The organism is Pedobacter alpinus (assembly GCF_042684645.1).
GTDB classification, from domain to species: Bacteria; Bacteroidota; Bacteroidia; order Sphingobacteriales; family Sphingobacteriaceae; genus Pseudopedobacter; species Pseudopedobacter alpinus.
The window spans coordinates 543,892-564,419 of the sequence record NZ_JBHULV010000008.1 but is presented as its reverse complement, the minus strand read 5'-3'; the positions used below and the strand labels follow the sequence as shown (position 1 = coordinate 564,419).

20 protein-coding genes are annotated in these 20,528 nt (G+C 31.3%); 2 read left to right on the top strand and 18 right to left on the bottom strand.

Features of this window, described 5'->3' with window-relative positions; translation table 11 throughout:
- From ACFSSE_RS03590 to ACFSSE_RS03540, 11 genes are all read right to left on the bottom strand, one after another.
- The gene (locus ACFSSE_RS03590; protein WP_379044546.1) at positions 1–987 is read right to left on the bottom strand and encodes a PstS family phosphate ABC transporter substrate-binding protein; all 987 of its coding nucleotides are present in this window, start codon (positions 985–987) and stop codon (positions 1–3) included.
- 269 nt (positions 988–1,256) lie between these two features.
- Complete coding sequence (locus ACFSSE_RS03585; protein WP_379044544.1) at positions 1,257–1,784, bottom strand: hypothetical protein; 528 nt, start codon at positions 1,782–1,784, stop codon at positions 1,257–1,259.
- A gap of 146 nt (positions 1,785–1,930) precedes the next feature.
- Positions 1,931–3,274, bottom strand: coding sequence for a hypothetical protein (locus ACFSSE_RS03580; protein WP_379044542.1), 1,344 nt, complete (start codon positions 3,272–3,274; stop codon positions 1,931–1,933).
- A 119-nt stretch (positions 3,275–3,393) separates the two neighbouring features.
- Complete coding sequence (locus ACFSSE_RS03575; RefSeq protein ID WP_379044540.1) at positions 3,394–6,189, bottom strand: TonB-dependent receptor; 2,796 nt, start codon at positions 6,187–6,189, stop codon at positions 3,394–3,396.
- Between the two features lie 127 nt (positions 6,190–6,316).
- Positions 6,317–6,823 carry a hypothetical protein gene (locus tag ACFSSE_RS03570; protein ID WP_379044537.1) on the bottom strand — a complete coding sequence of 169 codons (507 nt, stop codon included), beginning with the start codon at positions 6,821–6,823 and terminating at the stop codon, positions 6,317–6,319.
- 48 nt (positions 6,824–6,871) lie between these two features.
- Positions 6,872–7,372 (bottom strand): Mpo1 family 2-hydroxy fatty acid dioxygenase, encoded by a 501-nt coding sequence (locus ACFSSE_RS03565; protein ID WP_379044534.1) that lies wholly within the window; start codon positions 7,370–7,372, stop codon positions 6,872–6,874.
- Positions 7,373–7,566: 194 nt separating this feature from the next.
- Positions 7,567–9,129 (bottom strand): ribonuclease Y, encoded by a 1,563-nt coding sequence (rny, locus tag ACFSSE_RS03560; RefSeq protein ID WP_379044531.1) that lies wholly within the window; start codon positions 9,127–9,129, stop codon positions 7,567–7,569.
- A gap of 227 nt (positions 9,130–9,356) precedes the next feature.
- A complete protein-coding gene (locus ACFSSE_RS03555; protein WP_379044528.1) occupies positions 9,357–9,650 on the bottom strand; it encodes a cell division protein ZapA in 294 nt (97 codons plus the stop codon).
- A 22-nt stretch (positions 9,651–9,672) separates the two neighbouring features.
- Entirely contained in the window at positions 9,673–9,963 is a 291-nt protein-coding gene (locus ACFSSE_RS03550; protein WP_379044525.1) for a hypothetical protein, read from the bottom strand.
- A gap of 390 nt (positions 9,964–10,353) precedes the next feature.
- Positions 10,354–12,750: a phenylalanine--tRNA ligase subunit beta gene (gene pheT / locus ACFSSE_RS03545; RefSeq protein ID WP_379044522.1), complete on the bottom strand. Its 2,397-nt coding sequence runs from the start codon at positions 12,748–12,750 to the stop codon at positions 10,354–10,356.
- 143 nt (positions 12,751–12,893) lie between these two features.
- Positions 12,894–13,292: a response regulator gene (locus ACFSSE_RS03540; protein ID WP_379044519.1), complete on the bottom strand. Its 399-nt coding sequence runs from the start codon at positions 13,290–13,292 to the stop codon at positions 12,894–12,896.
- Positions 13,293–13,706: 414 nt separating this feature from the next.
- Between ACFSSE_RS03540 and ACFSSE_RS03535 the strand changes: the two genes are divergently transcribed.
- Together ACFSSE_RS03535 and ACFSSE_RS03530 are read left to right on the top strand one after the other, a co-directional pair.
- A complete protein-coding gene (locus ACFSSE_RS03535; protein ID WP_379044517.1) occupies positions 13,707–14,198 on the top strand; it encodes a hypothetical protein in 492 nt (163 codons plus the stop codon).
- A gap of 133 nt (positions 14,199–14,331) precedes the next feature.
- On the top strand, positions 14,332–15,288 hold the full coding sequence (locus ACFSSE_RS03530; RefSeq protein WP_379044514.1) for an acetyl-CoA carboxylase carboxyltransferase subunit alpha: 957 nt from the start codon (positions 14,332–14,334) through the stop codon (positions 15,286–15,288).
- A gap of 56 nt (positions 15,289–15,344) precedes the next feature.
- Here ACFSSE_RS03530 and ACFSSE_RS03525 read toward each other — a convergent pair whose 3' ends face one another.
- The 7 genes from ACFSSE_RS03525 to ACFSSE_RS03495 form a co-directional block, all read right to left on the bottom strand.
- Entirely contained in the window at positions 15,345–15,797 is a 453-nt protein-coding gene (locus ACFSSE_RS03525; RefSeq protein ID WP_379044511.1) for a hypothetical protein, read from the bottom strand.
- Positions 15,798–15,802: 5 nt separating this feature from the next.
- Positions 15,803–16,150, bottom strand: coding sequence for a hypothetical protein (locus tag ACFSSE_RS03520; RefSeq protein ID WP_379044508.1), 348 nt, complete (start codon positions 16,148–16,150; stop codon positions 15,803–15,805).
- 13 nt (positions 16,151–16,163) lie between these two features.
- A complete protein-coding gene (locus ACFSSE_RS03515) occupies positions 16,164–16,430 on the bottom strand; it encodes a YtxH domain-containing protein (RefSeq protein ID WP_379044505.1) in 267 nt (88 codons plus the stop codon).
- A gap of 90 nt (positions 16,431–16,520) precedes the next feature.
- Entirely contained in the window at positions 16,521–17,543 is a 1,023-nt protein-coding gene (locus ACFSSE_RS03510; RefSeq protein ID WP_379044502.1) for an AI-2E family transporter, read from the bottom strand.
- A 74-nt stretch (positions 17,544–17,617) separates the two neighbouring features.
- Positions 17,618–18,586: an OmpA family protein gene (locus ACFSSE_RS03505; protein WP_379044499.1), complete on the bottom strand. Its 969-nt coding sequence runs from the start codon at positions 18,584–18,586 to the stop codon at positions 17,618–17,620.
- A 73-nt stretch (positions 18,587–18,659) separates the two neighbouring features.
- Positions 18,660–20,126, bottom strand: a complete 1,467-nt coding sequence (locus ACFSSE_RS03500) for a hybrid sensor histidine kinase/response regulator (RefSeq protein ID WP_379100716.1) — start codon at positions 20,124–20,126, stop codon at positions 18,660–18,662.
- The gene (locus ACFSSE_RS03495; protein WP_379044493.1) at positions 20,119–20,520 is read right to left on the bottom strand and encodes a response regulator; all 402 of its coding nucleotides are present in this window, start codon (positions 20,518–20,520) and stop codon (positions 20,119–20,121) included. The genes ACFSSE_RS03500 and ACFSSE_RS03495 overlap by 8 nt, the downstream gene beginning before the upstream one ends.
- Between the last annotated feature and the right edge of the window lie 8 nt (positions 20,521–20,528).

Below are 20,528 nucleotides of genomic sequence, written 5' to 3'. Positions count from 1 at the left end.
TTAATCTGCTGACAATAATTCTAATAGATTAACACCCACAATTGATTTATCTGCGAAAACAGAACCTGTTTTACTATTGAGAAACCTTTTGTACGATAAGCGATAAACTTCATTTGGCAGCGCCACATACCCTACCTCTTTAGACAAAGTTGCTGCTTGTTCCAGATAAAATTTAATAAATTTCCTCATCTCGGACCTGTTCACCGTCGCAGCATTTACATAAATAAACTCTGGCCGTGATAAAGGTTGATATGATCCGTTTTGAACCGTTTCCTCTGTCGGGAATATAGCTGGTGCATTATTGGTTACTTTCACCGGGACAAGTTTCAACTTACTTTTATTTTCTGAATAATAAGCTAGACCGAAATAACCGAGTCCGTTTTTATCAGATGAAACGCCTTGTACCAATACATTATCATCTTCACTAGCAGTATAATCTCCACGGGAAGACTTGGCTTTGCCATTTATCGCTTCGGTAAAATAATCGTAAGTACCAGAAGATGTTCCCGCACCATATAAATTTAAAGGTACATCTGGCCAGGATGACCGCACCTGTTTCCAGCTGGTAATTTTACCTTGGCTTTCTGCCGACCACATTGTTTTAAGTTCTGCTACGGTTATATCCTTTACAAAATCATTCTTCGGACTCACCACTATAGCCATACCATCGTAACAAACAGGGATTTCAATAAAAGAAATGCCATTTTGCTTACTGCTTGCTAGTTCATTTTTACTGATAGGTCTGGAAGCATCGCTGATATCCGTCTCTCCACGTAGAAATTTCTTAAATCCACCGCCCGTACCAGATACTCCAACAGTTACGCGAACATCAGGTTCTACTTCTCTAAACTCTTCTGCTACGGCCTCGGTTAATGGATAAACACTACTAGAACCATCAATATTAATTTTTCCTTTATACTCCTTAAAACAGGAACTCGAAAAAATTACTACTGATATTAATAGGTATCTTGCTTTACAGGTAGCCATGCTTTATCATATTATCCTTACATAATGCCATTAGTGGATTTACCATTTCTTTAACCAGCATGACGTATTTTAAACAAGAATTACCATAAGTAAATGGTAGTTTATGACAAAATAAGTCATATCTACTTCTATGAGTAAGGTTAAAATCTAAAATTATGTATAATAGCATGAAGTAAGCGAGATTTAATGTTAACAAAAGGTTATCTAATTAACAACAAACCCGCAAATAGCAAACAGAAGCTTACTTTCGGATATAAAAAAAATAAAATTTAAAATTCTGGAGAAGCCTTAACAAAATACTGCTTTACATACAAAGTATCTCTAATTTCGCTATCCGTCAGATCAGCTTTAAGGATAACACTAGCTTCAATCAACCATTTTGCCTCAGCAGCAGGTTTATCAGGTGTGGTATTAATTCCTTTTACATAGCCGGCAATAGGTTTGTAGTCTATCCAATTGCATGTAGGACAAACAAATTTATAAACTACTGCACCAGCTTTAATAGCATTTTCATTAATCTGGAAGCTATTGCCCTCCATAGGGGCTTTAAAATACAATGTCCGCTGAGCAACAACTGACGAATAATCAGATTCAGCTATAAATAGACGATAGCTCCCTGCTTTAAGAGCCATATTTGAATCAATATCGGCATTCTCTAAATAGGAATAGTTGCAGGTAGAATTGTCTTCACACATTGTAAGGTTATCTCCGCTAATTTTAATATCCTTAGACTTTTCGCAAGAGGTAATTGATAGCGTGACCAATATGATTACTGGTAGAATGCTTAATTTTTTCATGTCTTTATTGTTTAATTGTTTTATGCCTATACTTTATAACAGGATAGATTGATACAGCTACAACATTAAGTTTATGTTAAGTTTTTCCAAAACAAAAAATCCCGCCAAATTTTGGCGGGATTCATAAATAATGATTAAAATATTTATTAGTTAACTCTAGCCCAAGTACCAGTAGTTACCCAGTTGTTTGAGCTTTGTACAGCACCTTTATATTGTGCAGCTGTGAAATAAGAACCTAAAGTTGTAGGATTAAAAGCACCAGTAGCTGAAGTACCAACATATACATTTGAAATGTATGATGGAGTTGTTGATGTTGCAGTAAATGTATTTAAATAGGTTGCATCAATAAGCATGTTAGTTCCTGTAAATGAAGGGCGTGTTCCACCAGAAGGAGTTGTGTTTTTGAAAACATGTGGATTAACATTAACTACATCAGAATTTTTCAAAAATAATGAACCATCAGCCATATTAGCTAAGCTTTGGTTATGCTCAATATCAATTCCATTACTAAAGTTATAGATAACAAAGTTATATAATTTTGCTTTTGTACCCTCACGTAATTTTAAACCAATTGTTTTACCTGTCTCAATAGCAGTTAAAGGATCATCTCCTGTTTTTGCAGTTAAAGATCCTACTAAAGTAACGTTAGAAATAGTTGGCTCTGAGAAAGGAGCTGCTGCATTATTTGAGCCATTATTATCAGCTTCAAAACCTCTATCGGCAACTGAACCAGTATTACTATTTTGAATACCTACCCAGAATTGTCCTTTACCTTTCCATCCGAAAGTCCAGTCAAACAGGTCATCCTGAGCACCAAAAACTACAGCATATTTAATATCAACAGTACCACCAAACATCTCAAAACCATCATCACCACCACGGTAAGAGCAAATGTATTCTACTTTAGTACCAGCACCAACACCTTCGAAAGTGATACCATTGTGTTCTTTAGTAGCAGTTTGTTTTTTACCAGTATACTCAACTCTTACATATCTAATTATGCCAGAATTATCATTCACATCTGTACCTCCATAATTAACACCAGCACCCATTTCAGATGCTACAGTAGCACCAGGATTAGAAGGAGCTTTACCACAAATGATTAAACCACCCCAATCTTGTTCCATAGGTGTAGCTTTACCAGAAGTCATCACAATTGGAGCGGTAGCAGTTCCTTGTGCATCAATTTTAGCACCTGGTTCAATTAACAAATAAGCAGTTGCAACTTCAACAGCGTCAGACTTTATAGTAACACCCTCTTCTATTTTAATAGTATTATTAGCTTTAACATGAACTCCGCCTTTTAAAAAATAAGTGTTCCCTTTTCCTAAAGTAACATTACTAGTAATATCACCTGTGATTACTGTATTATTAGGCAAAACACCGTTTTGTCCAGAATCAATAATATCATCGTCTTTACCGCAAGAAGCGATAGTTATTGCTGATGCAGCTAATAATACTAAGAGATTTGATTTAAGTAAATTTTTCATTGAATTTTTTCTTATTAATGTTTTATTATTGTTCACAAATAAAGGCTTTTACAATTAACAGGTTGTTAATTTAGATTTAACAAATAGTAAGCTTTTCGTTAATTTAATGTAAAGCCTATTTAGAATGTATAGTTAAGATTTAACCCGACATTAAAACCTCTTTTTATATTACTAAAAGTTAAGTCGTTGGTACTATACTCTTGATTATAAATAATATCTGGATTTAAGATATTTCCAAAAGTTAAATCTAGTCCTACTTTTTTGTTGAATTTAGTATTCATTACAAAATCTAAAGTATTTACGGGCATTTCATAAATATCACCTGCACCTTGTGAACCTGCTACGAATAACCTTTTCCCAAATACGTTATAGGCAACTGTGAACATCGTATTCGCATCCTTACTCCAGTCTTTTTTGTAAGAAAAATCTACATTTACTAAATAAGGAGACGCCCCAAATAGTGGTCTTTTTAAATTAGTTGGATTAATAGCAACTCCCTTTTCAGCGATTTTATTTGGATCTATTTTAATTTGAGTATAAAGGTAGGAAGCATTAAATCCAACAGACATGTTTTTAATAATTTTAGATTCTGACTGAACTAAAGAGCCTAAATTACGATTTGCTTCCACTTCAATTCCAGTAACTACAGCTTCATCAGTATTGATGTATGAAAACAAATCATCAGAAGAATTCACTTGAGCCAATTCTATTGGATTTTGTATATATTTTCCAAATAAAGAAACTGCAAATAATTCTCCGTTACTAGGATAAATCTCGTACTTTAAATCTAAATTGTAATTAGCACTATTTACTAATTGGGTATTACCTTGTATCTCTGCAGTAGCCGCAGCTGTATTTAAACGAAACGGAGCAACTTCAACAAACAAAGGTCTAGAGATTGTACGACTGGCTGCTAATAAAAAGTTAGACTTTTCTGAATTAATAAACTTCAAAGTTGCGCCAGGCAAGAAATCCAAATTAGTCAACTGCTTTTGTTTAAAAGGAGCAGATAAAGTTGCGCCTCCGTCTTTATAGAAAATATTTTGAGTAGAAGCCTCAACTCTTAAGCCTGCGGTCAATAAAATAGTTTTATTCCATTCCAAATTAAAGTTTGCATAAGGAGCAGCTATTAATAAATCCGCTCTGTAATTGTTTGGGGCATAATAACTCTCAGTATATTTAAATGTACCTGCTGTATTTCCGTCTCCTAAATTATCCCCTGTTAAAGTTGCATCTACTTTATTAGGATCTACATTATCGGTTAAAGCTATTTTTGTATCTATCTGACGAGCATCAAAAACTCTGTCTTTAAATCTTCCATTTAAACCAAACTGAACAGATTTAAATGCTTTTTCCTCAGATTTCGATTTGATATCAAATTCTACTTTTCCAGACAGCTCAGAATCATCCAAGTCAGCGAAAAATTTATGATTATTACTCACCGCATCAGTCACGAAGAAAGAATTTCCATTAACGTTTCTGAAAGTATTTTGAGTACGATCAGGTGTATTTCCTGTAGTTTTGGTATAGCCAAATGCCCAAACTAAAGCGCTTCTTTCACTTAATTTGTAATTACTGTTTAATTGACCTGACAATAATGTATTTTGAATATAAGTATTTCTTCTTCCTGAAATATCACCTAAATCGAATTGAAAACCAGTGTTATCATAAATACCATCATTAGCATCATTCACAAATAATCCAGTAAAATTATACGTAGCTTTTGCAGAATGCTTATAATATAAATTAAATAAACCAGAGGTATTGGTATTATAAATAAATGTCTCTGTATCATAAAGATAACGTGGAGATTGCTGAGCATTAAATAAGGCAGATACTCCTTCAAAATACCTATATTCATTTTTAAAACTTGCATTCGCTAAGAAGCCTAATTCCTTTCCATCATTAAATTTATAGAGGTTTCCTCCAGAAATAGAAATTCCGTTGTTTACCGGAGCTGTTTTAATTTGTGGACTCCATGGCGTAGCAAAACCTGGGTTTTCATTGTTACCATTAGTAAATGAATCATATCCTTGAGTAGATTCAACAAATGCTGGTAATTTTCTATCTCCACCACTAAATCCAAAAAAACTTTTTGTACTTGGGTTAGTTTGTAAAAACCTAGAACCTGTAGTAATTGAATTGTATCCTGATGAAAGAGAAACTTTTAAAAACGAGGTTTCTGGATAATCTTTTGTTACTATATCAATTGAACCACCAGAAAAATCACCGTAAAATTGTGAAGTATAAGATTTTACTACAGAAATGTTTTTTACAATAGACGTTGGAAATAAATCTAAAGGGATCAATTTTACATCTGGATTAGTTGATGGAATTGGTAGTCCATTTAAAGTAGCATTATTGTAGCGATCTCCAAGCCCTCTAACAAAAACAGCTTTATTCCCAACTACCGATACACCAGATATTTTTGAAACACCCTCTCCTACGTTTGAAACACCTTTCCTACTAAGCTCTAAAGCACCAATTTTTTGAACAACAATAGTGGCGTTTTTACGCTCTACCAATAGAGCAGTTTCGTTTTCACGATTAGCTTTTGCAGTGACTACTACTTCATTTAAAGATTGCTTTGATGTTTCATCTAAAGTAACATTTAACACTGTAGCACCTCCATTTGTTACAACAACATCGGTTACTTGTTTTGGCTGATAACCTAAATACCTAAAAATTAGACTGTACTTGCCTGGCTTAAGATTGGTAAGATTGTACATTCCGTTGACGTCTGTTGACACTCCTTGAGATGTCCCTTCTATCCCAACAGAAACACCAATTAAAGCTTCCGCAAATGCTTTATCAATTACTTTTCCTCTAATGCTGCCGTTCTGTGCAAAACCGGATAAAGAAAAGAAAATTAATGTACTACTGATTATAAAGAATGATTGAATTTTTTTTTTCACTTTTGCATTGTTTAGTTGTCGCAAAAGTATTAGCTATATGTTACCTAGCTGTTATATTAAAATTAATTAACAGTTACATGTGTGTTAAATTTATGTTAACTAAGATAATGGAACAGTAATTTTAAATTTAAAAATACCTAACCTCCAATCTTTTTTCTTTTAATGAATCCGTAGGAATGATGATTTTGAATAAGTATTCAAACTGATTTTCAGGGATAGAATCAATATTCACTTCTAAACCCAACCTCTTTATTAGTGGAATAATTTGCTCTCTTTTTAAACAAACGATAGCACCTTGTTTCTCCAAGATTAATGATGGTATATTGTTCAAATCATCATTATGTACCTCTGTAATTTCAATATCTTTATTTTTTGATATAGCTTTCAAAGACTCAATATTACTACCTTCCTTTAAAGCAATTAAAGCATCAACGTTCTCATTTAAAAATAAACTATCTAAAAGCAAAGCTCTAGTTTTCCCTATAACATTCAAATTACCTAAAGTATCGGTTTCCGCATTTCTAATAACCCATATATATGTATTTCTACTTGCGTTACTTTTACAACCATTAAGGAAAACTAAAAAGAAGCTAAACGCTAATACACTAAATAATATTTTAATTGAAGCACTCATTACTGCGAATATGGAAAATTTTATATTAACAAAACATTAAATTTTCAATTAATATTTAATAGTCAGCCTTGTAAGAATAACATGTAACAACCAAATTGGTCCTACCAATAAAAACTTAATGGCATTTAAAAATGATGGCTTCTTTCCTTCTATTTTATACCCTATAAATTGACCAATATGAGCTAAAACAAATATGGCCAAACTAACTTGCCATAAAGTTGGCCCTCCGGCTTGTTCAATGTATTCTAACTGAACAATAAAGAAGTAACAGAAGCCGAAAAAGAAAAGCATTAGATAGGAAAGTAAGGGAGAAAGTTTAAGGTAATAATAAATAGCACAAGCTAAAACAACAGAAAACCAATTGATAAACATATTGTATTTACCTAAAAAAGCTAATTGTGGAAATGGAATTGATGTAATTAAACCTATTATACTAAATATAATTAATGGAACACATATCCATTGAATTAATTTATTTTTGGAGTTTTGGTGAAATTCTGAATATTCATTAAATAATATATCAACTTTTCTTTTTTCTTCTTTTTTCATCTTTTATTTAACCACAGGGGGCACAAAGGTTTGAGCTACAAAGATATTGATTTCTTTCAATCACAGAGGGCTCGGAGTTCACAGAGTTGGGTTGATATATTTAATAAAAAAAGCGATGAAAATACTCCACCGCTTTTATCTCTATCTTTTAAATCAGTTAAAATTTCTTAAATCTCGAATCTAATCTCTCTAACTTACTTAGCATAAGCTACGCTCCTAGTTTCTCTAATAACAGTCACTTTAATTTGCCCAGGATAAGTCATTTCTGTTTGGATACGATTAGAAATATCTGCCGCTAAAATTTCAGATTGCGCATCTGATATTTTCTCGCTTTCAACTACAACCCTTAATTCTCTACCTGCTTGTATTGCAAAAGTTTTTTCAACTCCTGGGTAAGATAATGCCAAGCTCTCCAGTTCCTTTAATCTTCTGATGTAACTTTCTACCACTTCTCTTCTTGCACCTGGTCTTGCGCCAGATATAGCATCACAAGCCTGTATAATTGGAGAAATCATAGAAGTCATCTCAATTTCATCATGGTGAGCACCAATAGCATTGCAAATTTCTGGATGTTCTTTATATTTTTCAGCTAGTTGCATTCCCAGTATTGCGTGTGGCAATTCTGGGTTATCATCAGGCACTTTACCAATATCATGTAATAAACCTGCTCTCTTGGCCATTTTAGCATTTAAGCCTAATTCGGACGCCATGGTAGCGCAAAAATTAGCTACCTCGCGAGAGTGTTGTAACAAGTTTTGACCGTAAGAAGAACGGTAACGCATACGACCAACCATTCTGATTAACTCAGGATGTAATCCGTGGATACCTAAATCTATCACTGTTCTTTCGCCAATCTCTACAATTTCTTCTTCAATTTGCTTTTGAGTTTTAGCTACAACCTCCTCAATTCTTGCAGGGTGAATACGACCATCTGTTACCAAGCGGTGCAAAGCTAAACGAGCAATCTCTCTACGTACTGGGTCAAAACCTGATAAAATAATAGCTTCAGGTGTATCATCAACAATAATTTCTATTCCTGTTGCAGCCTCTAAAGCTCTAATGTTTCTACCTTCACGCCCAATAATTCTACCTTTAATTTCATCATTTTCGATATTAAAAATAGAAACGGTATTTTCTATTGCAGATTCTGTAGCAGTACGCTGAATAGTTTGAATAACTACTTTTTTAGCTTCTTTAGCTGCGGTTAGTCTAGCATCGTCAACAATGTCTTTTATTGAGGCCATGGCATTTGTGCGAGCTTCTTCTTTCAGGTTGTTTTCTAATTGAGTTTTGGCTTCAACAGCTGTTAAACCTGCAATTGCTTCTAATTGAGTTAGGTGTTGCAACTTAACAGCATCAACTTCATCTTGCTTTGCCTTTAATATTTCAGTTTGTTTTTCGAAACCTTTACGCTGATTTTCAAGCTCAAGCTCTTTTTTGTTCTGATTCTCTAACTTCTGATTCAGAGACTGTTCTTTTTGCTTTAGAGAATTTTCTCTTTGCGAAATATTGTTATTTTTTTGACTAATCTCTTGTTCATGATCAGCTTTCATTTGCAAAAATTTCTCTTTTGCTTCTAACAATTTATTTTTCTTTAAGATTTCTGCATTGTTTTCTGCATCTCTTAAAATTTTCTTCACTTTGGTTTGTGCAGCAACCTCTTGTTGCTTAAGTAAAGTACGAAGTAAGTATCTTCCTGTAACAATACCTAATCCAAATGCCAGTGCAGCAACAACTAGGTAAAAAACTATTTCCATAAAATTTAATTAATAATAAAATAAAAAAAACCGCTTTAAGTTTTAGACCCCATGTATTGTAAACTTGTCGATCATGTTTTAGGGTTTAAGCCGTAAACAGGTGGCAGAGCCAAATGAATGATGCTTTTGTTACCCTTCTTAATATCGAAGTGTTAAGTTTAATAAATAGTGAAACCTAAAACCTAAGGCGGTTATATCTTCAAAAATAGTTTTTTCTGATGAAATAATTATACTTTATTAAAAAAATCGTTTAAAATACTGTCCAATTGATAAACTTTCTCTGCAACATCTGTATCGGCATTACTTGCTTTTTTTTCTGCATTTAAAGACGCAGTAGCATAATGCAACACACACATAGAGAGTAAGTCTTGTTTATCTTTAACCGCGTATTTTTCTTGTAATTCTTTTATACGGTCATTAATTAACTTGGCAGCTCTTCTTACAACTTCTTCCTCCTCCATGTTTACCTTTAACGGATACACACGGTCGGCAATATTTATTTTTATCGAGATTTCTCCCATCTGAGCATTAGGTTCACAAGTATTACTTATTTAGCAATACAATACACTTATCTATTTCCCGCACAAATTCGTTAATTTTTTGTTTGATATCAAGTGTTTTTTCACTTGGTCCCTCTAAACTTTTCGCCAACTTCATTACTCTAAGCTTTTCTTCCAACTCAAATTTCTTTTTTTCACTGGTTTCTAATGCTATTTTTAATGATTGGTTTTCTAAATTTATCAGTTCATTATGCTCCTGCAAAGCCTTTGATAGTTCAACCAGCTTTTGGGTGCGGTCCAACACTTGATCTAATTTCTTAGCAATTACAGACATTTATAATTATAATTTTTAATTGGTTTAGAGTTAATTTATTATTGTTGTTCTTGTTGTTGATGATTGATAATATTTATTTGTGCGTTTTCACACGCTGTACACTATATCTTTTTATTTCCCTTCCTTCGACTCCGCTCAGGATGACAAATAAAAAGGATGCCGTTTCCATCGTTAACGCCTTATCGAGTGGATATGCAAGAGTTAAAATAATCTTCTCTTACCATCTTTTGATTAACTAATCCATCAAATTTACGCTTAAGTTTCCCGAAGTGTATCATCAAATTCCCTGATTTCGATTTCCTATTAAACCTTTCTTGAAGAATTTTTGAAGTGTTTTTTGAATTCGATTTATCATTTATTATTGTCATAATGTTGAATTTAAAAAAATACTTACCTAATCTCAGCACCAACATCTTTACCGAAGTTAGCAATTAATTTCTGCATAATAGCATCAATCTGTTTGTCTTCTAAGGTTTTTTGTTCATCCTGCAAAGTAAAACTTAAAGCATAAGATTTTTTACCTTCTGGTAATTTATCTCCTTGGTAAACATCAAATACATTTACTTCTTTTAATAAAGTTTTTTCTGTCTTGATAGCTATTCGTTTTAAATCTTCAAAACGAACATCTTGGTTAATTAGCATTGATAAATCTCTTCTAACGGCTGGGAATTTAGAGACCTCTTTGTAACTGATTTTATTATTTTTAACCAACATCATCAACATATCCCAATTTATATCAGCATAAAAAACATTTTTGCTTACATCTGCTTGCTTTATTTTTTTAGCAGCAACAGCTCCAAAAGAAACTAAAACCTTAGCTCCTCTTCTGTATTGGATTCCGTAGTCAAAATTTTCACTTTCTACTTCGTCTGATTGTAAATTAACCACATTTAATCTTTTCAAAATAGCATCAACTGTTGCTTTTAAATGAAAAAAGCTGGTTGGTTTAGCTTGCTGATTCCATTGTTCTGCTTCTGATTTACCGCTTAAAAAAATTGAAAGATGATTATGCTCTTGATATTTACCATCAACTGCATGGTAAGTTTTGCCAAATTCATAAAATTTTACATCCGCAGTTCTTCGGTTTTGATTATAAGCCACAGCTTCTAAACCAGAAAACAACATATTTTGACGCATTACGTCTAAATCTGAACTTAAGGGATTTAATATTTTAACTGCTTCATCTAAATTATTTGAGTAAGATGATTTTGTTAAAGAATTTGCTAAAATTTCGAAAAAACCATTTGCTGTTAGCATATCGGCAATGGTGTTTTGTATTACTTCTTTGTCTGGCTTTGGCGAAACATTTAATGAAGCATTTACTTTTTGCGGAATTTCAATATTGTCGTAACCGTAAATACGTAAAACTTCTTCAATAACATCAACTGGGCGAGTAACATCAACTTTATAGGTTGGTACTTTTAAAGTCAATTGTTGTTCTGTTTCTTTTATTATCTCTATTCCTAAAGATTTTATGATGCTTGTGATTTCTCCATTACCAATTGCTTTACCAATCAGTTTATCAACTTGCTCAAAACTAAGTTCAACATCAAAAGCACTTACAGGATTTGGGTAATGATCAAAAATATCGGAAGTAATTTGTCCACCTGCAATTTCTTGAATTAAAAGCGCTGCCTTTTTTAAGGCTGTTACAGTAATTTCAGGATCGGTACCACGCTCAAACCTAAAAGAAGCATCTGTTTTTAGTGCAAATCTTTTTGAAGTTTTACGTACCGATACTGCATTAAAATAAGCACTCTCTAAAAATATGTTTTTAGTAGCGGTAGAAACACCAGAATTTACACCTCCAAAAACGCCAGCAATACAAAGTGGTTTTTCGGTATCACAAATCATTAAATCGTCTGCGGTTAAAGTTCTTTCTACTTCATCTAAAGTTTTAAATTTTGTCCCTTCATCACACTTCTTAACTATAATTTTTCCGCTGGCAATTTTATCTGCATCAAAAGCATGTAATGGCTGTCCTAAATCATGTAAAATATAATTAGTAGCGTCAACAATATTATTTATCGGGCGTAAGCCAATTACGGCTAATTTTTCTTTTAACCAACTAGGAGATTCTTTAACTGTAACGCCAGATATAGTTAATCCAGAATATCTTGGTGCTGCATCAGTATCAACTACTTCAACATCAATTGCAAAATCTTGATTGTCGATTTTAAAAGCTGTTAAATTATTTGGAATAATTGGAATTTTTAAAAAGGACGCAATATCTCTTGCTACGCCTAAATGCGAAGCCGCATCTGCCCTATTTGGTGTTAAACCTATTTCAAAAACAAAATCATCATTCAAATTAAAGTAGTTCTTAGCTAAAGTGCCAATTACAGCATCATTAGGTAAAACCATAATACCGTCATGTGCTGCGCCTAAACCAATTTCATCTTCGGCACAAATCATTCCTTCAGAAACTTCTCCTCTTATTTTTGATTTATTTATTTTGAAAGGTTCGCCGCTAGTTGGATAAACGGTACAGCCAACGGTTGCAACTACTACTTTTTGGCCTGCAGCTACATTTGGCGCACCACAAACAATTTGCAAAGCATCTATTTCGCCTACATTAACTTTAGTGATTCTTAGCTTATCAGCATTATCGTGTTGCTTACAGTCTAATACTTCGCCAATTACCAAGCCTTCTAAACCGCCTGGAATTGCTTGTACTACTTCTAAAGATTCAACCTCTAAACCTATTGCTGTTAATATGGTAGAAATATCTTCTGGACTTTTATCAGTATTTACAAATTGTTTTAACCAGTTGTATGAAATTTTCATTTGACTAAATTTTTATAAAAAGAAACAAATCAAAGATTTTTCCTTTTTAATTAGGAATGCAAAAGTAAGAAATTTAGCCCTTAATTTATGATTGATGTTGTTTTGTTTTATGATGAAAGATTTAATTAAAATTGGGACAATAATTATTCTTTATTAAAAACCAATTTAAGATCATCAAATGTAATGGGTTTAAATATGTACATTTTTATGAGTGGAATTTCCGCTGCTTTTTTTGTATCTTTTGGATCTATTGAAGAGCTTATCATATACAAATCAAAATTATCTTTAGTAGCATAGTCAAGTTTCATAAAAGACTCTAAAAATTCCCATCCATTCATTACAGGCATTCTCACATCTAACAATATAATATTAGAAGATGTATCGATTTCTAAGCTAGAATTTGTAAAAAAATCTATCGCCTCTTTTCCATTTTTGAATACTTCAACATTATTACACAGTTTCTGGATACTTATTAACCTTTGAACAGCATAAGCGTACACATCATCATCATCAATAATATAAACTGTTTCAATTTTATTCATAAATACTATTCTAAGCAGATAAGGCGGATGTTATTTTATTAAGTGCAAATATAATTTAAATATATAAATAATGTAATTTTTAGTTAAGCAACCAACGAAAAATTATCAAATTAAAAATAATACGCATTTCATTTACAAAAGACTCCATTTAATTAATTAAAAAAGCGAAATAAAGCATCAAACAATTATTAATCAATGTTTTAGCAATTCTTAAACTTTGAGTTGAATAAATTTTAAGTCTTTTTAAGAAAATGTTAAAGAATGGTTTATTTGAAGCCGGTAAATTATTTTCTTTTATAAAAACCTCATTAAATTATTAAATTTTTATAAAAATTAATAAATAACTATCATTTATACAAATTTTAAATACTTTTGTTGTGTTATTAATTATTAAACACTTTAAAATTTAAAATAATGAGAAATCTTATAATTTATTCACTATTTGTTTTAGCGTTAGCTAACCCCATTGTTTCTAAAGCAAACAACCTTTTAATTAAAGATGATGCTATAGAGAATATATCATCAAATGTTTTACAACATTTTGGATATACATTTTATAGAGCAAAAGATGTAAAATGGTCAATTAATGAAACCTACCAAAAAGCAACTTTTACATTAAACGATAAAGTTACGTATGCTATTTATGATTTGAATAATACTTTTTTAGTAGCTACACAAGTTGCTACTATTGATGAATTACCTGAAAAAAGTAAAATTAGTTTAGAAAAAGACTATTCAAATTACAAAACAGTTCATATTCTTAAAATTGTAGCTAGACCAACAAATTATGAATTAGAAGATGATACTAATAATTATTGGATAGAAATGACTAGTAGCACAGAAAGTTTAGTTGCGGTTACCAGACCAAAATCAGAATTAAATATTGTTAGAAAAGAAAAAAAATAAACACAATTAAATACAAATAGTAAAATGGGGTCATGATAATGGCTCCATTTTTTGTTTTTATAGCCTTCTAAATAAACAGATTTCCATTTTTGATAAGTAAACAATAACTTAGACCTCTCAAAATATAAAAAATATGAAAACGTCTTTCGATTTTGACAAACCTATTGCTGACTTGCAAAATCAAGTAGAAAAAGTTAAACAGGTTGCTGAGAAAACTAAGGTTGATATGTCTGCAACGCTAAAAGAGCTTGATGAAAAAATAGAAAATACAAAAAAAGAAATATACACCAACCTTACTGGTTGGCAACAAGTTCAAATCTCAAGGCACCCAGAAAGGCCTTATACTTTACAATATATAGAAAATATATGTGACGATTTTATTGAAATGCATGGTGATAGGACAGTAAAAGATGACAAAGCTATTGTAGGTGGTTTTGGTTCTATTAATGGAGAAACAGTTATGTTTATTGGTCACCAAAAAGGAATTAACACTAAATTAAGGCAATACCGTAACTTTGGAATGGCAAACCCCGAAGGTTACAGAAAAGCTTTACGTTTAATGAAACTTGCTGAAAAATTTAATAAACCTGTGGTAACTTTTATTGATACGCCAGGTGCTTTCCCAGGTTTGGAAGCAGAGGAACGTGGACAAGGTGAAGCAATTGCTAGAAATTTATTAGAAATGTCTGTATTAAAAGTTCCTATTATTTGCATAGTTGTAGGTGAAGGTGCAAGTGGTGGCGCTTTAGGAATTGGAATTGGAGATAGAGTTTATATGTTAGCACATACATGGTATTCTGTAATCTCTCCAGAATCATGTTCTTCAATATTATGGAGAAGCTGGGATTTTAAAGAAAAAGCAGCCGAATGTTTAAAACTAACTGCTGATAATATGCTGGCCAATAAATTAATTGATGGTATTATTGAAGAACCTATGGGAGGCGCACACCAAAACCCAGAAGCAATGTGTGCAACTATAAAAGAAAAAATAATTAGTGATTTAAAAATACTTAAAGAGAAGAAAATTGATGTTTTAATTAGTGAAAGAATTGAGAAATTCTGCGCTATGGGAACTGTTGTAGAATCTTAAAATTGTGTGCTAAAACATAAAAGGCTCGATTTAAAAAAAATCGAGCCTTTTATGTTTTAAGCTGTTTCACTTTCTGGAGGAATTCCATAATCATCAATACCGTATCTTTTCTCTTTTTTGGTTTTAGATTTCACAAAACCTGTAGCTTTATCTATCCAGTTTGATAATACATCTTTATTGAAAACAGAGGAGTTAATTGTTTTTTGAGATATCAAAGACACAATAGTTTTGAATAAAAAGCCTCTATTTCTTAATATAGTTTTATTTAAAAATAATGGAATCAAAATTCTACCTAAAGAAGTTACAAAATCGGCCTTAAGCGGGCTTGAAGGCTGAGAAAAGCTTCTATTACTTATAAATAAATTTTTAACAAAAGAAAAAGGACTTGTTAGTTTCTCTTTAACTGAGATGTACTTTTGATTTAGATAAATCTCATCTTCTTGCTTTTTTATTTTTAATAAAGCAATTTTAGCTCTTAAATCATCAATATTTCTAATTTCTAAATCCATAATAATTATTTTTTGAAAATTTTCTGAATAAAAAGATTAGTTAATGGGTTATGGATGTGTTTTTTACTGATTAATATAAGAAATATTAAAAAAACTGCATATATTCCTCCTACCGCTAAAAATCCTAAATAATAAACACCAAAAATAACTCCTAAATAAAGAGCTAAACCAACGCTCATGAAAAATAGAACCATCAGAGAAACAATAGCTACTAAAATTCCAACTATAACAGAACTAGAAATCAGTACTAGTTTTTCTATAGCACTTAATTTTTTTAATTCTATATAGTTAGTTACATAATTAGTTATTTTACTAAATATGCTCTCTTCGCCTTGAGCGTTACTATTATTCATTTATAATTAATATTTAAGCGTTATGAACATCATCAATATATTCTTCTTCAGCATTTTTAAGTTTTGACTTAATATTACTTACTACTTTATCTTTAAATTCTGTAAGGTTATCGATTTCTTCTGCTGCTTTTTCTTTAATACTGTCTCCTAAATTTTTCAAAGAATCAGACAGTTTATCACGAGTTTCTGAACCTTTTTCTGGGGCAAATAATAAACCTAAAGCTGCTCCTGCTGCTAAGCCTGCCAACAATGCTACTACTGTTTTTGAGTTATCTTTCATGATTTTAAAATTTTAAATTGAGTGTAATTATATAATTTAACAAGAAAATACCTTGCCAAACTTTTTGAGAAATTAAATTTTATTCAAAATTTAAGAAAGTGTATCATTATTTTCAACAACTGCCTTGTCATTTTCGTAAATCTTAATCAAATGTATAAACCATAATAACAAAAGCGGACCAAATACTAAGCCTACAAATCCAAATAGTGGTAAACCAATAATTACTCCAACTACTGTAATTATTGGATGTGTATCAGCAATTTTTTTGTTAATCATAAACCTTATTACGTTATCTATGTTTATAATCACAATCAAAGTAAATAAAGTAATAAACATACCTTGCCAAAATTCACCGTTTAAAAACTGAATCAATGCAGCTGGACCTGTAATTAATGGAGCCCCAATTACAGGCATAAAAGAAAGAAAGAAACCAACAATTCCCCAAAATATAGCATCATCTACACCAGCAATAAAAAAGCATAATGTAACTAGTAAACCTTGTACAAAAGCAATTACTCCTTGCCCTAAAACGTTGGAGTAAGTTGTGTTTTTTAACTCTATTCCAAATTGTAATGAATGATTTTTTTTTAAAGGCGCATATTTCAATAAATTTTCTTCAAATTTTTCTGACTGCACAAACATAAAATAAAGTATAAAATACATCACAGTTATGGTTAAAAACACGCCAAAAGCACCGCTTACAACAGACGGGAACAAATCTTGCACAAAATCACCAAGTTTTGATACGTATTTCTCTACCAAATTTGGTTGATTAAGTTTTACACCAACAAAATCATCTATCTTAGAAATTATAGCCTTTATTCTAAATTGATCGTTTTTTAGGTTTGTCATTCTGTTAACCACCATATAACTGATGGTGAAAAAAGGAATAATGATGATGATAAAAGAAATAATTATTACTGAAATAGTTGAAGCAATTTTCCCGATTTTAGTTAGAAAATAATTATAAACTGGCTTAAAAATAGTGTATAATATAATAGACCCCAAAAAAGCATTAAATAATTCTCTTAAACTATATATTATAACACAAGCTAGTATTACAATAGTTATTAATACAATATTATTTCTTTGCTTATCGGTAAAAACAGACATATTTTGGTTTTGAAATTGTTTAAAACAAAAAAAGCTCCGAAATTTTCCGGAGCTTTTTATTATTATATTTTATGCTAATTTTTTATAACGTTTAAAGGGCAACCTGCTCCATCAACCTTAACTGTTGAAGGTGTGTTTGGGCATTTATCCAAATGGTCTGCAACTCCGTCTCCGTCAGTATCTTTTTTCAAATCAATAATTTGACCTTCTACTGTAGTTGTTCTTACTTTTAATTTAGAAACATCTTCTTTTAAAGAATTATCTTTTAATTCATCATAAACTAACGCCGCTGGGTTTGCCCAAACTAAATTAGGTTTTGATTTAGATCCTAAAGCAAACTCTAAACCTAAAGAGGTATAAGAAAACTTATCTTTTGAAATTGGTTTACCGTAATTAGCGTCAACATTATCTCCATCAACAAAATTCATAGTGTAACCTAAATCTAAACTTACACAATCAGATAACTTGAATTTAGTACCCACTCCAATTGGAAAATATGCTTCCCTAATGTAATCTTTACCACCTTCTGCTTTACCTTTCCAGTCGATTGTTGCATTTGCTGCATTTACATAGCTTGGTGCGTAAGCCATTAAACCTAAACCCGCAGAAGCTGTAAAATTAACAGCGTTTTCTTTACGCATAAAATTAATGGACCCTAAATTTAAAACCCCTTTAAAATCAGCAGCATAAGCAATTTTAGTGTCAAAAGATTTATAGTTTCCTTGTAAGCCATTTGGTGCATCAGTATTATCGCCAGATAAATTACCAAACAACAAACTACCTTGTAAACCGAAACTGTGAAATAATTGTTTTTTTAAATAAACGCTATATCCAAAATCTGTATTCCAATTTGTAAAATCGTTTGATCCTCCAATTACAACTACCGGAGCTAAAACTCCAGCGCTAACACCTATTGAAAATGTTTTATATTGCTCTCTTCCGCCAAATGTTTTTGCTTGGGTAGCGGTTGCACTTTTTTCTTGAGCAAATGTTGTTGCTGAAACTAAAATGCCAGCAAATAATAAGTTTAATGATTTTTTCATTTTTAATTTAATTGTACACAAAGATATTTTTATTTAATTAATTTTATATTGATTTTATTAATAAAATCATCATTTAATTGTCCCAACTTACTTGTTTATTGCTAATTGGAAGATGTAAATAAAATGTTGTGCCTTCGCCTTCTTTACTTTCAAATTCTATTTTACCATTGTGATTAATGATACTTTTTTGAGTATTTGTTAATCCCAAACCAGAGCTTTTTCCTTTAGTAGTGAAAAATGGTTCGTATATTTTAGATTGATTATCCACACTAATACCTTCACCATCATCTTGTATTTCTACTACCACAAAAGCATTAAGTAACTTAAAGTTTATTGAAATAAATGAGGGTTGAGCTGCTACCGAATTATTTAATATGTTTGAGATTGCATTAACCATCATATCGTAATCAACATCAACAAATATATCAGAATCACTATAGTCTTTTATTAATTTAATTTGATGCTCATTTGCACTTATTTCAATTGTCTCTAAACACTCATCTAACAAAATACTTAACGCCCTAGGTTGTATATTTAACTCTGTAGTTTGTGTAGAATTTATAAAATCTGTGATAAGAATATTTATACGCTCAAAATTATTTTTTATAATATCCAAATACAACTTTGATGAATCGTCTTCAGTACTTATTTCGAGCTTTAACTGCTCTAAAGACAAATTTATATTTGATAATGGATTAGTAATTTCATTAGCAAGACTTTTAGCAATTCTTTCTGTAACTGCGATTTTTTCGGCATCAATTGATGCTTTTTCGGCTTCAATTCTTCCTGCTATATCATGTACTATGCAATAATAAAGTTCTTCTGTAGCATGTTGATCTATTTGTAAAAATGCTGAAACTGAAACTTTTTTATTTTCATGGGTTTTACTTATAAAATCCGTTTTGAAATCATTTATAGCGCCTTTTTGATCTATTTCTTCTGTAAAGCGTAAACTATCATCAGGGTTGCTGAATAATTGTACCCCATTAACATTTAAAATCTCTTCTTTTGAATAAGACAAGAATTTAAGCCCAGCTTGGTTCATATCTCTGATACCGCCTAAAGAATCCATTATTAAAAAAGGTTCTTTTGAGCGTTCAAAAATAATTCTGAATTTATTTTCGCTTTCTCTTAAAGCTTTTAAAGTATGTTTATGTTTTAAAGCATACCTAATAGATCGTTCAATGGTGTAAGGATTAATTTGATCTTTCACCAAATAATCAGCTGCTCCTATTTCTAAAGCTTCTTCATCAACTTTTGAATCTCCTTTACCTGTTAAAATAATAATTGGTTCATCAACATTTGATTTTATGGCTTCATGCAGTAAATCAATACCCGTATATTTACCTAATCTATAATCTACCAAATAAATATCGTAATGGCTTTTAAGCATTGCATTGATAGCCTCTTCGTAATTATTTATCCAGGTGAGTTTATAATTTTCTCTTTGAGGAATTTCATTAAAAATATCTTTCGTTAAGATAAAATCATCCTCATCGTCATCCACTAACAAAACTTTAACTGGTTTCATATCAGCCATATTTTTGAATTAAATCGCGTGTAATTTCAATCATCACATCAAAACTAAAAGGTTTAGTTATGAAGTCATCTGCACCAAGTTTTAGCACTTTTTCCTTATCGTGGTGGCTTCTTGAGGTTGATAATATTACAACAGGAATGTTTTTAGTTATTTCGTCTTTCTTTAACTGAGTTAAAAGTTCTAAACCGTTAACTTTTGGCATATTCAAATCTAATATCAACAAAGACGGATAAATTATACTACCATTACTAATTGCCTCTTTAAATTTGAGTAATACTTCTTCTCCATCTTCAAAAAAAGACAATGAATTTGAGCAATTGTTTTCTTCAAATGCTTCCTTAATAATCATCCTATCATCCGGGTCGTCATCGGCAATCCAAAATAGTTTATTCATAATATTTT

Bases quoted from the DNA above. Each gene is read 5' to 3' on its own strand.
- ACFSSE_RS03590 (WP_379044546.1), bottom strand. From the start codon at position 987: ATGGCTACCTGTAAAGCAAGATACCTATTAATATCAGTAGTAATTTTT.
- ACFSSE_RS03585 (WP_379044544.1), bottom strand. From the start codon at position 1,784: ATGAAAAAATTAAGCATTCTACCAGTAATCATATTGGTCACGCTATCA.
- ACFSSE_RS03580 (WP_379044542.1), bottom strand. From the start codon at position 3,274: ATGAAAAATTTACTTAAATCAAATCTCTTAGTATTATTAGCTGCATCA.
- ACFSSE_RS03570 (WP_379044537.1), bottom strand. From the start codon at position 6,823: ATGAGTGCTTCAATTAAAATATTATTTAGTGTATTAGCGTTTAGCTTC.
- ACFSSE_RS03565 (WP_379044534.1), bottom strand. From the start codon at position 7,372: ATGAAAAAAGAAGAAAAAAGAAAAGTTGATATATTATTTAATGAATAT.
- rny (WP_379044531.1), bottom strand. From the start codon at position 9,129: ATGGAAATAGTTTTTTACCTAGTTGTTGCTGCACTGGCATTTGGATTA.
- ACFSSE_RS03555 (WP_379044528.1), bottom strand. From the start codon at position 9,650: ATGGGAGAAATCTCGATAAAAATAAATATTGCCGACCGTGTGTATCCG.
- ACFSSE_RS03550 (WP_379044525.1), bottom strand. From the start codon at position 9,963: ATGTCTGTAATTGCTAAGAAATTAGATCAAGTGTTGGACCGCACCCAA.
- pheT (WP_379044522.1), bottom strand. From the start codon at position 12,750: ATGAAAATTTCATACAACTGGTTAAAACAATTTGTAAATACTGATAAA.
- ACFSSE_RS03540 (WP_379044519.1), bottom strand. From the start codon at position 13,292: ATGAATAAAATTGAAACAGTTTATATTATTGATGATGATGATGTGTAC.
- ACFSSE_RS03535 (WP_379044517.1), top strand. From the start codon at position 13,707: ATGAGAAATCTTATAATTTATTCACTATTTGTTTTAGCGTTAGCTAAC.
- ACFSSE_RS03530 (WP_379044514.1), top strand. From the start codon at position 14,332: ATGAAAACGTCTTTCGATTTTGACAAACCTATTGCTGACTTGCAAAAT.
- ACFSSE_RS03525 (WP_379044511.1), bottom strand. From the start codon at position 15,797: ATGGATTTAGAAATTAGAAATATTGATGATTTAAGAGCTAAAATTGCT.
- ACFSSE_RS03520 (WP_379044508.1), bottom strand. From the start codon at position 16,150: ATGAATAATAGTAACGCTCAAGGCGAAGAGAGCATATTTAGTAAAATA.
- ACFSSE_RS03515 (WP_379044505.1), bottom strand. From the start codon at position 16,430: ATGAAAGATAACTCAAAAACAGTAGTAGCATTGTTGGCAGGCTTAGCA.
- ACFSSE_RS03510 (WP_379044502.1), bottom strand. From the start codon at position 17,543: ATGTCTGTTTTTACCGATAAGCAAAGAAATAATATTGTATTAATAACT.
- ACFSSE_RS03505 (WP_379044499.1), bottom strand. From the start codon at position 18,586: ATGAAAAAATCATTAAACTTATTATTTGCTGGCATTTTAGTTTCAGCA.
- ACFSSE_RS03500 (WP_379100716.1), bottom strand. From the start codon at position 20,126: ATGGCTGATATGAAACCAGTTAAAGTTTTGTTAGTGGATGACGATGAG.
- ACFSSE_RS03495 (WP_379044493.1), bottom strand. From the start codon at position 20,520: ATGAATAAACTATTTTGGATTGCCGATGACGACCCGGATGATAGGATG.